Annotated in this window: 12 protein-coding genes and 1 riboswitch; of the genes, 1 reads left to right on the top strand and 11 read right to left on the bottom strand. The window is 42.3% G+C overall.

The annotated features are described in order from the left end of the window. Positions 1-46 precede the first annotated feature (46 nt). The 11 genes from NSS81_RS24725 to NSS81_RS24675 form a co-directional block, all read right to left on the bottom strand. A complete protein-coding gene (locus tag NSS81_RS24725) occupies positions 47-799 on the bottom strand; it encodes a DUF2306 domain-containing protein (RefSeq protein ID WP_342431255.1) in 753 nt (250 codons plus the stop codon). Continuing rightward, positions 777-1,571: a hypothetical protein gene (locus tag NSS81_RS24720; RefSeq protein WP_342431254.1), complete on the bottom strand. Its 795-nt coding sequence runs from the start codon at positions 1,569-1,571 to the stop codon at positions 777-779. The genes NSS81_RS24725 and NSS81_RS24720 overlap by 23 nt, the downstream gene beginning before the upstream one ends. Next, entirely contained in the window at positions 1,568-1,876 is a 309-nt protein-coding gene (locus tag NSS81_RS24715) for a hypothetical protein (protein WP_342431253.1), read from the bottom strand. Before NSS81_RS24715 ends, NSS81_RS24720 begins: the two co-directional genes overlap by 4 nt. A gap of 217 nt (positions 1,877-2,093) precedes the next feature. Beyond that, the gene (locus tag NSS81_RS24710; RefSeq protein WP_342431252.1) at positions 2,094-4,808 is read right to left on the bottom strand and encodes a LuxR C-terminal-related transcriptional regulator; all 2,715 of its coding nucleotides are present in this window, start codon (positions 4,806-4,808) and stop codon (positions 2,094-2,096) included. A 327-nt stretch (positions 4,809-5,135) separates the two neighbouring features. Then, complete coding sequence (locus tag NSS81_RS24705; RefSeq protein ID WP_342431251.1) at positions 5,136-5,576, bottom strand: hypothetical protein; 441 nt, start codon at positions 5,574-5,576, stop codon at positions 5,136-5,138. A gap of 560 nt (positions 5,577-6,136) precedes the next feature. Next, entirely contained in the window at positions 6,137-6,550 is a 414-nt protein-coding gene (locus NSS81_RS24700; protein WP_342431250.1) for a hypothetical protein, read from the bottom strand. Positions 6,551-6,621: 71 nt separating this feature from the next. Further along, entirely contained in the window at positions 6,622-7,986 is a 1,365-nt protein-coding gene (locus tag NSS81_RS24695; protein ID WP_342431249.1) for a rhodanese-like domain-containing protein, read from the bottom strand. 508 nt (positions 7,987-8,494) lie between these two features. Further along, positions 8,495-9,454, bottom strand: coding sequence for an ABC transporter permease (locus tag NSS81_RS24690; RefSeq protein ID WP_342431248.1), 960 nt, complete (start codon positions 9,452-9,454; stop codon positions 8,495-8,497). After that, a complete protein-coding gene (locus NSS81_RS24685) occupies positions 9,454-10,605 on the bottom strand; it encodes an ABC transporter permease (RefSeq protein ID WP_342431247.1) in 1,152 nt (383 codons plus the stop codon). Before NSS81_RS24685 ends, NSS81_RS24690 begins: the two co-directional genes overlap by 1 nt. Continuing rightward, the gene (locus NSS81_RS24680; protein ID WP_342431246.1) at positions 10,598-12,130 is read right to left on the bottom strand and encodes an ABC transporter ATP-binding protein; all 1,533 of its coding nucleotides are present in this window, start codon (positions 12,128-12,130) and stop codon (positions 10,598-10,600) included. The genes NSS81_RS24685 and NSS81_RS24680 overlap by 8 nt, the downstream gene beginning before the upstream one ends. Before the next feature lie 122 nt (positions 12,131-12,252). Next, entirely contained in the window at positions 12,253-13,404 is a 1,152-nt protein-coding gene (locus NSS81_RS24675) for a BMP family ABC transporter substrate-binding protein (RefSeq protein ID WP_342431245.1), read from the bottom strand. Between the two features lie 124 nt (positions 13,405-13,528). After that, positions 13,529-13,631: riboswitch (purine riboswitch) on the bottom strand. Between the two features lie 455 nt (positions 13,632-14,086). Between NSS81_RS24675 and NSS81_RS24670 the strand changes: the two genes are divergently transcribed. After that, positions 14,087-15,250 carry a M20 family metallopeptidase gene (locus NSS81_RS24670; RefSeq protein WP_342431244.1) on the top strand — a complete coding sequence of 388 codons (1,164 nt, stop codon included), beginning with the start codon at positions 14,087-14,089 and terminating at the stop codon, positions 15,248-15,250. Positions 15,251-15,313: the final 63 nt, after the last annotated feature.

The raw sequence follows: 15,313 nt of genomic DNA, 5'->3' as shown, positions 1-15,313 counted from the left end.
GATGCTTTGTGTTGTTGAATAGGCGGCTTCATTCAGACTTTCCTCATTACAAATGGGAAATATCAGCTGATGCCGTGCGAGCTGAAGGGATCGACCGCCTGCGGATGGCCCATTCGGCCACGGAGAGGTTGATCACCCAACCCGCTCCCATCAATAGCGCTTTGCTGATCTCATCTGGCGGCCCGAGGGTCAATGCCCCTGCGAACTCAGTCAGCACCTGTGTTCCCGCGCCAAGCCCGATCGCATAGCCGCGTATCATCCATGCGCGGTGCCGGATCACGTCCCCTCGCAGGATCGCTGCAAAGCCTAGAAGGATGGACACAACCATGGCTGACCCAAAAAGGAGCCGAAATGCATACAGCAGCTCACCGCTGCCAGCCGGGCGGGAATAAAACAAGTTCAGCCACAGCCCTGTAAGCCCAGCCATCAGTCCGCATAAAACCAGGAGTTTTCCTGCCGCACGGTGCCAGCCTGGCCTGCGCAGACGGAAACCGGCTGCGAATTGAAATGCGCCCAAAATGGCATACAGGCTGACGGTCAGGATATGCAGCACCACCGGCAGGGGCGACGCAGAAAACCTTGCATTGGCTGGCATGATTTCCACACCGCCGGCCAGCCCGATTAGGCGGAATATGCCGCTGGCGAGAGGAACAAAGCTAAGTACTAGCAGTGCGGTGACGAGCCACTTTGATGAACCTGCTTTTGCCGGTACTTTGGTTTTCTGAGACGTAGGTTTCCCTAACTCATTGTGCTCAGGCACATCGGGGGCTCGACCTTTATCGTAGATTTTCACTTTCATTTTCAGCTCCTTGGGTTTGGGGGCTTCCCTTGGCAGGTAAAGGTTTCGAGTGTTTCTCTGGCCGTTCAGACCAGAGCGCATATCCCAGCCAGGCCAGACCTACTCCAAGAGGAACCGCTGCTATCCGGTCGAGCGGGTGTGGGATCAGCGAAACCACTAGGGCCGACACGGGACCTGCGGAGGCAAAAAGTATTGCCGCCCAGCGCGGCAGGATGCTTGCTCGAATTGTCGCTATACCAAACAGTGGGCCGCCGAGCATATACAGTACCCCTACTAACGAATATACCGCTGCGACGGCTCCGAGGTTCATCTCTCCAGCGGACCCACTGGCGAGCGCTAAGAAGCTCTCTACTAATTTCGGTGCCTCGGTCGGCAACAGCGGTGAGATAAAGGCTTCGGTGAATTGAAAGCCCATTGTGAGCGCATAGAAGAGGCTAAACATGAGATAGCCGGCCAGACCAAGCCAACCTGCCTCTTCCACTTGCCTAGCGTAAATCCCCGTAATGCCGAGCAGGCCGAAGAGACACATGGCGATGCTCAAGTAGTGGACGATTGCCCATCGATCGGTGATAACAGACGAAAGAATATCAGCTGGATGAATCGTCTGAATGACTATGAAAAGGAACCCTGCCAGCATAGCTGATAAACCTGCCCAACGGATGAGACTTGAGGCTGTTACCTTCATTTTGCTCTCCAAACCGGACTCGGAGGGCTGGTTCATGTGCGTATTCTTGTTCCCATCAATGACTGATGTCCGGGGGTTTTTTTTCATCTGTTTGTCTCCCTTTTTGTACTATTTGTTGTGTCTACGTTGATATCTGGTCCGTTCACCTGTTTGGGATCAATCTGAATGACCGAGACCAATGGCAGGGCGAGATCACGCACTTTCCTCAGGAAGCCATGTAATGCAGCTTGATCGACCACTTTTCCGGTGAGGATGGTTGTTCCGTCACTTTCGTGGATGAAGCTCAGACCCTCAAACTGGTCGGCCCACCGGGCATCAAGATGTCCCTTGACGCGAATTTCATACAGTCCGGACTCGTAATTGCCCTCCGTTCTTATGTGTGTATCACTCATATAAGTTCCTCCTTCATGTTCCTCGCGTGAATGCATCTCCACGTCGTTTTTTACGTTCCTCTCTTCATTAAATTACTCTTTCATTTGGTGAGAAGTCATCACCATATGTGGTGATTGATGTGGTGATTTATTAATTGGGAGGCTGTGAGGAAAGAAAAAAAGCCCCAGCAGGCGGTTTGTCAAACCTGCTGGGGTCGGGGTGGTGTTTGCGGGCTTGCTAGAACAAATCGAGTTCCTCTGCCCGGCGGACTGCTGCCCTACGGTTGTTCACTTCAAGCTTTGCATAAATGTTCTTGGTGTGGGTCCGCAAGGTGTTCAGGGACACCATTAGTTCGCGGGCAATGTCCGGGCCATTCAAGTCAGTTCTGAGCAGTCTAAGTACTTCACGTTCACGTTCGCTCAGTGGCTCGATCATAACTATTTTTTCAGGCGTTCTACCCTCAGTCTTGCCAAAGGCCCTCAGGAGGTGACGAACATAGTTCGGGGCGATCCCCTGTTTCAGGGACGCTTCCAGCAAGGCCACCATAGGTCGTCCTTCGTCAACAAAGTTGCGGAAGTAGCCCTCTGGCTCTGCCAGGGCCAGGGCGCGTTCCAGCGGCACAAGAGCAGCAGGGATGTCGCCTTGCATATGGTAAGCAAGTGCCTGCACGATCAGGATTTCGATCGCACTTCCCGTCCTCCCGCCCTCTTCCGCTGCTTGGATGAGGCGTTGTAGTAGTCCCATTGCCTCAAGCATGGAGCGGTCTGCACGGTCTCGCTTATACTGGGCTAGGAGCAATTTAGCCAGGGTGATGTGCTCAAATTCACGCATGTAGCAAAGGTCATCCGAAGCGGACAGGCCCTGTTCCCGTGCCCAGTTGAGGGCTTCACTCAACTTCCCCTGCGTGACCCACACCCTTGTCTTCAACGCCGCTATAGGACGTACATTTAGGAAAAAGTCACTTACATACAGGTGCTCTGCCTCGTGGAGCAGGTCGAGCGCTCCGTCCAAATCTCCTTGTGTCTCCCGTATTCTAGCCATTGCGACGCACCAGCGATATCGGTTTTGCGGGAACCCGGTGTGCTCGCCCTGCTCCTTGCTTCTCAGCAGGTACTGCGTGGCGGTGTGCAGATCGTCATGCTCTCGGTGGAGTTCACTCATTCCCACGTAAATGTCAGCCGTCCCACGTAGTAAAGGCTCACCCTGCTCCGTTGCAAGCCGCAATCCCCGCTCATAGGAACTCATCGCTTCGAGGAGTCGACCTTGCGCAATCCTTATATCAGCCAGAGCGATTGCTCCATTGATTGCATCAGAGATGGCCCCTTCTAGCAGTACACTAGCAATGCCGTCTGCAAACATCCGGTGTGCTTCCTCGAGATCCCCGCTCCTCCAGGATGCGAGTCCCAGGAGAGCAGTTGCCGCTCCGCGCCGGAGGTGGTCGTCTTCAGGTACGAGGTCAAGCACCCGCCGGGCATATTTCACGGTAGCGGGCACATCACCCAGAACCAGGGCTAGCCCGGCACGGTACACGGCAATCGAACCCGGGAGACGGCGAAATTCCTCTTCGTCCACGACGACCATTTCAGCCGGTGGGGCTTCCTGTCGCTCACGCATGTCTGCCGTTGTCTCCAGCCACTTTTCGGCGCCTCGCAGTCGGTCCTCAACGTCCTCTAACTTGCCGCCAGCCAGTAAAGCACCGGCATACCAAACGCTGAGCACGGGCCTACAGTGGAGCAGCTCGTCGGGGAGCGCATTCAACCAGCCCAATACCAAAGCCTCCTGTCCACTCCTGACCAAGGCTGGACATGCCAGCTCGACCAAGTCTGCAACACGCACGAAATCCTCGGCAGCAAGCGCATGGCGGATCGCATCGGGCGTCGAGCCATGGTGCTCACACCATGTGCTCGCGCGCCGGTGCAGTGTAGCTACCTGATCGGGATGATCCTCTCTCAAATGCGCAAAAAGAACCTCGGCAAAGAGGTGATGATAGCGATACCAGTGGCGCTTGTCATCCAGTGGAACAACAAAGAAGTTGCCTCGCTCAAGGGCCTGCAACCGCGCGTTTCCATCATCCTGGCCAGTGACGGCATCACACAGCGGGCCATGCAACCGGCCGAGAATGGAGGTACGAAGTAAGAAGCTCCGGACATCGTCAGTCTGACGCTGAAGGACCTCTTCGACCAAATAGTCCAATATGTACCGATTGTCTCCAGCGAATGCCTGAATAAACGCAGGAATGTCCTCGCGCCCCTGCATGGAGAGCGCAGCCAGCTGGAGTCCAGCAATCCAGCCTTCGGTACGGGTCTCCAGTGCAGTAATCTCGCTGGCCGAGAGACTCAGGCCCATCACCTGATTGAGGAACGTAGCCGTTTCGCTTGGAGTAAAGCGCAGGTCGGTGGAACGTAACTCTGTCAAGTGGCCCTGGGCACGTAACCGGCTTAAGGGTAGCTGCGGATTTTCACGGGTAGAGATCATCAGGTGCATCTGTGGTGGGAGATGTTCAAGTAAGAAAATGAGGGCAACATCTATCCGTTTGGAATCAATAACATGGTAATCGTCAAGGACGAAGACAAATTTGTACGGGATGGCTGAGATTTCATTGAGTAAGGCCGTCAGAATCGATTCAGTAGACGGTGGCTGAGGGGATTTGATAGAACCAACCACGCTTTCTCCAATATTCTCAGAAATCGTCTGCAATGCGGCGACAAGGTGAGTTAAGAAGCGTGTAGAGTCGTGATCCCCTTCGTCCAGCGACAGCCATGCAACAGGTCGCTCACAACCGGCTATCCATTGACTGACCAGCGTAGTCTTGCCAAAGCCAGCGGCGGCAGAGATGAGGGTCAGCTTGCGGTCCAGACCCTCGTTCAGCCGCTCGATCAGGAACGGTCGGAGGACAACATTAGTCCGTGGCAGAGGGATATATAGTTTAGTGGATAAAATTGGCATATTCATAGATTAATAATAACACGAAAAAAAGACTTCCGCACACATAATTCTAGATAATTAATTACCCCATCCTATAACTTCATACCAATTAAGATATCTACAATAAAACCCCTTACCACTACAAGTTACTTCACCAACGGCTTCCTCGATATAGACTAATATCAATATTTAACTTAATAGCACAAAACCTTCCAAAAAGTAATTTAAGGAAGGTTTCTTGGTATGCCTATTTTTAATATAGCCTGCAAAAGTTTAGTTTTTTATTGAAAAATGTTGACAAACTATAAGCTGGTTTACTTGAAAAAAGTCGACCTTTTGAAAGTCAGGCTTCCCTCAGCGCCACCGATCTCCGCGCTTCTTCACGTAGTGTGTAAACACATAGCGCCAAGGAAGGCAGAAAGGAACAATAATGACAAATAAACATTTATAGGCCATCGCCCAGGTTGATTCGTCCATTTGACCGGCTGTCCACAGTGGGAGCGCAACGACGAGCAGCCAGATCGACTTCCACACCAATTCCCACAGAAGTAAAGGTATCATCTGCAACGGATACCGCAGCCCCAGGATTAACAAAGCCGAGAAGGCAGTCAGCATGCTGATGACTACACCCTCCATTAACTCCCAGGGCTTCTCCTGAAAGAAAACCTGTTGGATGACATCCGGCCATCGTACGATTGCGAGCCCCACCACGATAAAAAGGTATAGCCCTCTCAGCAAATAAAGACGAAACAACGAGACCTCGTTCAATTTTTCAGCATTTTTGCTTACATTCATTTTTTTTCCCCCATCTTTTAAATATAAATTTGATCCTAATTAGACATCCGTCTTCCACTTAGAAAGAATCATAATCTGATAATAAGAAATGAACTTCCTTATAGATGTTCCTTGATGTAAATTACGTACAGTCTAGGCTCGTGATGGTCCTCCGTTGGTACGTGTGTTTTACTCCTTCTGCACCTCCTTCATGTTCCTCCTGCGGATTCATCTTCACATCTCAAAAGATACACGTTCATATGGTGAGACGGCATCACAATATGTGGTGATTTATGTGGTGATTGAACAATCGGGAGCTATGAGGAAAGAGAAAAGGCCCCCGGCTCGTGGTTTGCCAAACCCGCCAGGTTTAAGTGCTCCTTAGGCAAAAACAACACCTATATTATTGGGGAAGAAATTGATTTAGAACCGTTTAAGTATCCGCTTGCAGATTCGATTCAGACAATGTCCGCTGCCATTTTCACCAAAAAATGACAGGCACCATCCAATTGGATGGTCCCTGTCACTTTTCTCCATAGAAAAACCGAATTTCAATTGAAACTCGGCTTGGCTGAAAAGCGTTAAACTTTATTTTTATAAAAGGATCTGAAAATCCAAAAATATTGAAAAAAGACTAGAATAAACATTCCGATTAAAAAAAAGTGAGACGCTTGCCATTCTAATTTGGATTGAATCAAAAGGATCCCAATTATATTGACTATTGCTCCAAATAAAAGTGAAATGATTATTTTTCTACTTTTTCCTTTGATAATTAGAAGGACTATACATAGAATAGCACCAGCAATGAAAAAGATGGTATAAATATTATTTAAAACTGGAGTAAAAAACGAGGTATCAAACTCTTGTCTTTTAAATTGTAAATATCTTGCAACTCCCATTTTTTTTGATGACAAATCCTCTAAAACAAACGCTAAGATCAGACCTGAAAATTGTAGGATGAAAATCAGCAAATACATCATTTTGTTTTTAATCATAGCTATTCTCCTAATTCATGTAGAAAAAGACAATACCCTCTTTCGTATTGTCCTTTTTCTACAGTATTACATTATTTTGGTTCACCAGTTTCTACAGGATTGGAAGAATCCATACTCCATTCATTCCAGCCCCCGTCGTACAATGTAGTATTTTCAAAGCCTAAAACCTTAGCAAAAAATAGTACCTCCGCTGCTCTCCATCCAGTTCCACAATAAAAAGCCAGCTGATTATCAAGGTCTATTTCATCTTTTTCCCACATCGCCATAATTTCTGCACCATTGCGCATAGAATTATCCACACTTCTATAATCTTCAAGATTACTAGAATCCGATCCTGCATGTCCCCAAACGGCTCCAGCAGGTCGTCCTTTTGCATCGATATAATCGTATCCTGAAATTTTACCAATAAATTCATCCCAGCTTCTTATATCAACAAGTGTACTGTTTTCTGGATCAGCAAGGATTTCTTTAGCTTCTGCCAAATCAACGATATATTCCGGATTCGCAGGTACTTCAGCTCCAAATGATGCCACTGATTTCTTCTTATTCACCTTTGTTTCTACTTTATAATCAGCATTTGCCCAAGCTGCATATCCTCCGTTTAATACTCGTACATCCTTAACACCCATATATTTTAGGATGACCGCTACTCGATAAGCCGGCATTGGGTCGCTGCCATATAGAACGACTGTGGTGTCCAAATCAATTCCATTTTTCAAGGCAAACTTTTCAAGTTCTTTATCCGCCAGGCGATTCCAGACTGGGCCTTCCTCTACTTCATCCGTATTAATATGGACCGCTCCCGGAATATGTCCCTTCTTATAATCCTTTGCTTCGTCTCCCCAGCTTACTTCAAAAATTTTAAAGGATTTTCCGTTATTATTATTCTTCGTTAGGTCATTGACCCATGTTGCTGGAACAAGCATTTCGTAATTAGGGTAGCTTACCAATGGTAGGTCTTGATTGGCTGCCCATTCTTTCACATCATATTTATAAATGTTTTTGAATCCTGCCTTATTTAGATAGTTACCAACGCTTTGAGCGTCTTTTCCATTTGCATCGTAAAGAACGATGTTTTTGTCAGCTGTAATGCCTTTGCTTTGCAATACTTCTGTTAATTTTTCATCTATTTTTTCAACCTCTGTCTCGAGCCAGCTAGCGGAAAAATCGACCGCTCCTTCAATATGGCCGCCCCTTTCGACCCCGTCTAATGGCCAACCGTTAAAAGCATCATTTAATCTTGTATCGACAATAACCCAGTCTTCTTTTTCGATATTTGCTTTCAGGTCATCTGTGTTGATCGTTTCCAATACTACTGATGTATCAACTTTATTCTTCTTTTCTACCTTTTCAGTAGTTGAATTATTAGAACAGGCAGCAAGCAATATCAAACTGCTTAGTAAAAAGAATAATATTGCCTTTCTATTTAATACCATTATGTTCTCCTCCTATTTGTGTGTTGGGCTGCAAAAAGAATCTGTAGGTGATCTATTTATACTTTCTACTTTTCAAATATTGCTCCCTTTATCATTATATAAACAATGATTTCCTCTATTAAATTCAATCTATCTATAAAACGAATGAAAATTAATCGATTTTCTAAATACAGAAACCTCTCTTTAATCCTTAGAGTCCATGGTACTGCTGATTTTCTTGTATTCCTTCACCATTTTTACCATTAGGTAGAAATTTGTCGAAATTAGTAACTTTGATAAGTTTATGATAGTTAAAAAAGAAAAACCGAATTTCAGGGAAATTCGGGGTCCCTCAATGCGTTAAAGCTTTAGTTTCCTGGGGGACCCCAAAACCAAGAGTTAACTTCATGTTTCGCCAAAAATACGAAAAAGAGGCTTTCCAAGAGTTCACGGTGAACTGATGAAAAACCTCTAAAAGAGTTTTTTGGTGTATTAAGTATCCCAAAAGGGAATTGCAAAGATAATTTACCTATCTCTTTCCTTTGTCATAAATTTCACCTAATGCTCTCGGAGCCCGATTTGATTTAGAGAAAAAGATTAATAATAATAACGTTAATACATACGGTAAAATCATGAATAGGTCGGTGAAACTACTTGGTAATGCCATCGACTGAGCAATAAACGCGCCCCCAGATTTTGCAAAACCAAATAAAAGACAAGCCGCTAAAGTAGGAAGAATCCTCCAATTACCAAAAATTAATGCAGCAATGGCTAAGAATCCATATCCCATATAAATATTTGAAGAAAAGTTAGCGGAAATGGAATAGGCAAAACACATGCCACCTAGACCTGATAATAAACCCGATATAAGAACCGCAGAAAACCTAATTTTCGATACATTTATACCTGCAGCATCAACCGAATGAGGATTTTCCCCGCTTGCTCTTAAGCGCATGCCAAATTTTGTTTTATATAATAGATACCACGCAAAAAAGGCAATCACTATGATTATTACTTCGAAGGGATACACATTGGTAAAGACCGCACCAATCACAGGTATATTAGCTAAACCTTCAATCGTAAACCGCTCTGATACACCTAATCTGAACTTGTCCGATGCCGATCCAAACACAAGTACATTTATTTGTGTCGTTAAGAAAGTCGTTAGTGCTAACGCCAAAATATTAATCACGACACCGCTAATAACTTGATCTGCCTTAAACTTAATACTTAGTACAGCATGAATAATCGAAAAAGCCATCCCGCCAATCATCGAAAATAGTAACGCCACGTAAAATAGATTTTGAATATCCATCCCAGTAGCATTTGCGATTAAAACAGCTGACAGCGCTCCGGTGAATGCCCCAAATCCTTGAAAGCCTTCAAGTGCTAAATTGGTAATACCACTCTTTTCACTATATATTCCGCCTATTGCCATAATAAAAAGAGGCAGAGCAAAGGATAATCCATCAATAATTATTGTATCCATTAGGATTCACTCTCCTTTCGATCCACTTCTTTATCATGGACGCGGCTGACTTTATGTTTCAAGTATGCACCACATGCACTAAACAATAAGATTAACCCAACGATAACAGCAGATATTTCTTGTCTAATTCCAGCCTGTGAACTCATGTAGGTACTTCCCTGGTCAATAATAGATATTAAAAATGATGAAAATATTACACCAATTGGATGAGAGTTCCCTAACAGAGATACAGCAATGGAATCAAAACCGATACTTGATAAAACTTTGGGTTGTATCGAAGAAAAATAACCTAAATAATAAGTGACACCTGCAAGACCTGCCAAGCCTCCTGAAATAACCATGGCTAAGACTGTATTTCTTCCGACATTAATTCCTGCATATTTCGCTGCATTACGATTGGAACCTACTGCTTTTATTTCAAAACCAACCACTGTTTTGTCCATGACAAACTTTAATAAAATGGCGATAATGATAGCTAAAATAAAGCCTAACGGAATATCCATTTTCAAGTTGGCTATTTCGACATTTACTAAAGTTAACCTTGCTGCTTCTGAAATATATTTGGACTGTCTTGAAACAGGATCAACATAATACATTTGAATAAAGAAGCTTATGACATATTGTGCAATATAATTTAACATAATCGTAGATACTACTTCATTAATGTTAAATCTATATTTTAGCCACCCTACTAATCCTCCCATTAATCCTCCAGCGATAATTCCGATTAATAACACAAGAGGCTTTGCGATTAGGGCATCTAAACCACTGTAACCAACGATAATCGACGCTAAAAAACCAGCGACGAGCATTTGACCTGAAACCCCAATGTTAAATAGGCCAGCTTTAAAAGCAACAGCAACTGCCAAGCTAGCGAACACAAGTGGCGTCATGGCATTTAGCAAACTCAAAAAGTCAGTCATCATGCTCTTATAGCCAGCATAAGAAGGCTTGGGCAAGATTCCTGCCCCTTGGAATAAGTTATAAAAGGCCTGTAAGGGATTTTTGCCAATTAAAAGGATAACAATAGCCGCAGCAATAAAACTTATTATTATAGAGACTAATGGAATGGAGATAGGTTGCCATTTCTCATTACTTATTGGTCGAACAAGACTATACCTTAAGATTTTTTTCCTTTTAACTTTACTCATGTTTTGCCCCCATCATATATTCGCCGACTTCATTCGTCGTTAATGATTCACTACTAGCAATTTTTTGAAGTTGGCCATTATATATAACTCCAATGGTATCCGCTACATTCATAATTTCATCTAACTCCAATGAAACAAGTAAGATCGCTTTTCCTTGATCACGTTCTTGAATCATCATTTTATGAATATTTTCAATCGCACCAATATCTATTCCTCGTGTTGGTTGAACGAAAATCATAAGCGGCGATTGTAATTCGATTTCGCGAGCAATAATTGCTTTTTGCTGATTACCGCCACTCATCGAACGAACTTGCGTCTTAATACCTTGTCCGCTTCTAATATCAAATTTATCAATCAGCTTACTGCCAAACTGCTCAAATTCCTCTTTGCTTAAGATTCCCTTTCTAGAAAAGGGCTCCCTATAATACTGCTTTAAGGCTAAATTAGTTGATAAATCAAAATCCAATACTAGTCCAAAGCTTTGTCTATCTTCTGGTATATAAGATATTCCCGTTTCGGTTCTGTTTCTTATACTTTCATTCGTAATATCCTTACCTTCTAGGAATATTTTCCCACCACTAACTCTCGTTAATCCAGCAATGGCATCCGCTATTTCAACCTGACCATTATCTGCGACTCCAGCGATAGCAAATATTTCACCACTATGAATGGTAAAGGATACATCTTTAACTACTTCAAAACCATCTTCATTTTTAACGGTTAGATGTTCTACCTTCAAAACTTCCTCTTTAAACTGAGCAGGTACTTTTTCAGATTCAAAGCTTACCTCTCTACCCACCATTAATTGAGCCATATGACTAACAGATGTTTTCTTTACATCCAACACATCTACTAATTTACCTTTGTTCAATACAGCACATCGATCAGCCACTTTCTTAATTTCCTCTAGCTTATGAGTAATTAATACGATTGTTTTTCCACCGTTTCGTAAGCCTTCGATAATACCGAGCAAGAAATCAATTTCTTGTGGTGTTAAGACGGCAGTTGGTTCATCAAAAATAAGGATTTCCGCTTCACGATAAAGCACTTTTAAAATTTCCACCCGTTGCTGCATCGAAACAGTAAGATCGGTGATTTTTTTCGTAGGGTCCACTTCTAAGCCAAAGTTTTTAGACAGTTCTTCAATTTTCCGATTCGCATTTCGAATGTCTACGTATGGAAAAAGACCTGCAAATTTCTTGATTGGCTCAACTCCTAAGATAATATTCTCAGTAATCGTATAATCTGAGACTAGCTTAAAATGCTGATGCACCATTCCAATATTTAGCTTTGCCGCATGGTTAGGTGAACTAATTTGCACTTTCTCTCCCCGAATATATATTTCTCCTTCATCGGGTTCGTACATACCACCTAGAATACTCATCAACGTCGATTTGCCTGCACCATTTTCTCCAAGTAAGGCAAAAATTTCTCCTTTTTTTATTCCAATGGTCACGTCATCGTTTGCCACTATTCCAGGAAATCGTTTGGTTATATGTTTCATTTCTACAATATAATCAGACATCTTTCGTCTCCTTTATCTTAGGAAAAATAATATAAAAGAAGTTCACCATTCCCTATTATGTTTCTTAAATAGGGAAATGATAAACTTCTAATGGTATATTCCATTATTGTTTTAAATATAAATTATAACCCTGGAAACTTTTCTGGAGTATGACCATTAAAATTTGATGCAGGTACGATTGTACCCTCTTTAACTAACTCGTAAGCTTCATTCATTTTACCAAGTGTGTCCTCTGATAATTGATGACGACCTTCTTCTTTAATAAAACCAGTTGAATCTGTATCTGCATGAAGAACGACATTTCCGCCTTTAAAGCTTCCATCAACAACAGAGTTTAATGACTTTTCAATATTCATACTCATGAATTTAACCGCAGATGTTAATACGATATTTTCTGAACCATTTACACCTTCATCAAATTGGTCAACATCCACACCAATCACTTTTACGTCGTCTTTAGCCTCTTTAACTGATGTAAATACACCATTGCCAGTACCACCTGCAGCAACAAAGATGATATCTGCACCTTGTTTAATTAACGCATTACCGATAACTTTCCCAGTTGCTTCATCTGCAAAAGATCCTGCATAGTTACCACCAACATCAGCACCAGTTACATCAGTCCCTGCATAACCTGATAATTCAAGAACTTCAACACTTTTTCCAAAAACCTTATTAGCATAATTGACTCCCGATTCAAAGCCAAATTGATAATTTACATTTGAAGGATAAGCTATACCATTTACAACTGCTACTTTATTTGATTTTGTTTCGAGTGCTGCAGCCATTCCTGCAAAAAATCCACTTTCTTGCTCAGCGAAATTCATAGCATATATATTATCGAACTTTGTTTGGTCACCTACAGGTGCGGGCTCAGAGTCATTTAAAATAAAGATTTTATCAGGATTTTCCATAGCAATACTAGAAACTCCAGCAAATTGAAACCCTGGTGTTACAATCACATCATAATCTGCCACAATATCAGCAACCGCTTGTACAGCCGCAGCAGGATCGCCAGTTTCTTCTTTAATAGCCTTTACTGTTGCTGTTGAATTTTTTTCAATAAAGCTCAAGATACCGTTATAGTTATCTTCATTAAAGCTGCCATCATCAACGCCTGAAGGGCTTGTTACAATCGCAATTTTTAATCCTTCTTCACCTGATCCAGCCTTAGCTTCCTTTTCATTAGCTGAGTCATTTCCGCATGCTGCCATAATAGCAGTCATTAAAGCAACGAATAACACCAATACTATTTTCTTTGTACTTTTTTTCATTGAAATTTTCCTCCTTGAGTTAATCATGTTGTATTGTTTTTGTAAAAAATAAAAAGCACCGAGTTACACCGGTGCTTGACTTCAGGAAGGTAGATAATGGAAATAAAAAATAAGCTAATCTCCGAATTTATATACACAACCTCGTAGTCAAGCTATTAATGGTAGCTTGGTAGAAACTCTCGGGCCATATCCCCAAGTATTATACGAGAATAATATTTAATTTTTACTTACCCATAGTAACATCTGAATTTCCAACCGTCAACAAAAACACGAATACTTTTTTAAAAATAATCCCTAACGTTCGGAAATTCAGTGGAGAGTAAGAATAATCGACCTAAAATAATGGTAAATTTTTCTTATTTGCTTAGGTTCCTTAACATTTCACATCGTATCCCTACAAATGCATTAAGAACATCCTCCTAACATATACAAACACCACGAATATGTTTACAAATCCCCCTTGGAATGTAAAATTATTCTATCACTCGTTAAAAAATGTTATAATTTTCAGAAAGAGAGTGTTTTGAGAGACATGTTTGCTTTGATCTATTAACCAACGCCAGGCTTACGAGTAACAAGTAGGCCATCCAATTTTTTTGATGATACGACTCATAACCTATGGTAAATCCATTTATCACATGAGTAAATAAGCGGTTATTCCACCGACATGGAGGTCTCAATAATGAACAATACCATTCGAAGCTTTGTTACCGAGCAGCGCTGTACTGAAATCCTATCCACACTAGTAAAAATTAACTCTACTCATCCTCAAGGGAATGAAATGGATGTGATTAATGCCATCCTAACCTACTTCAAAGGACATTCTATCTCTTATGAGATAATTGATCATGGAAAAAATAGAGGCAGCCTCATTATAACCATCCCTGGGAAAAAATCTTATGAAGCAGTTGCTTTTATAGGTCATGTTGACACCGTTTCGGTCAACAATTTGGATGAGTGGTCCTATCCCCCTTTTGATGCTCACTTGAAAGACGGCTTTTTATATGGTAGAGGTGCGGTTGATATGAAAGGCGGAGTTACCGCCATGATACTAACTGCACTTTATATTCTTGAAAATGAAGTTGTTCCAAATTGTGATTTACTTTTCTGCTTTACTGCAGATGAAGAAGCGAATGGTATGGGAGCGTTACGTTTAAAAGAATCTGGCTATTTAGAAAAAGTAAAAGAAATCGTCATACCCGAACCTACGAATGAAAAAATGGGAATTGCGGAAAAAGGTGCATTATGGCTAGGCATTACGGCCAAAGGAGTAGCGGCTCATGGCTCACGGCCGGAATTAGGAGTTAATGCGATTGAATATCTTTTTGAGTTTATACAGCTATTAAAAAATGAAATGGACACCAAAAGTAATCATCCGTTATTAGGAAAATCATCTATTTCTATTAATAAAATTGAAGGTGGTATACAAACCAATATCATTCCCGAATATGCAAAAGCAGTGTTGGATATCCGAACCTTGTCCGTAGAAGAAAACGAGTTTATTATTCGTAAAGCTGAGGAAATTGCAAAGAATTTGAACAATCAAGTTAGAAATTTAACAATAAGTATTGATGTTGAAAATAACAGAGCCGCTATTGAAACACCAGTGGAGAATAGCCTTGTACAGAAATTCAAAACTATCTGTGATGATTTATCAATTAAGACAGAATATACAGGCATAATTTTTTACACGGATGCTTCCCAACTAGTTCCAGATTTAGATGTCCCATTTATTATTTTTGGACCTGGCGACGAAGATTTAGCCCATCAAAGAGATGAAAAAATATCCATTTCATCCATAGCCAAAGTAACAGAAGTATATATTTATTATGCTCTAAATCTTTAAGACCAAGGGACGGTTCTGGCGGCTTTTTTTCGGATAATTGTTTGGTTAATATAAAGAATCCCT

The organism is Neobacillus sp. FSL H8-0543, from assembly GCF_038592905.1.
Taxonomy (GTDB): domain Bacteria; phylum Bacillota; class Bacilli; order Bacillales; family Cytobacillaceae; genus Neobacillus.
This window is presented reverse-complemented; position numbering and strand designations above follow the sequence as displayed.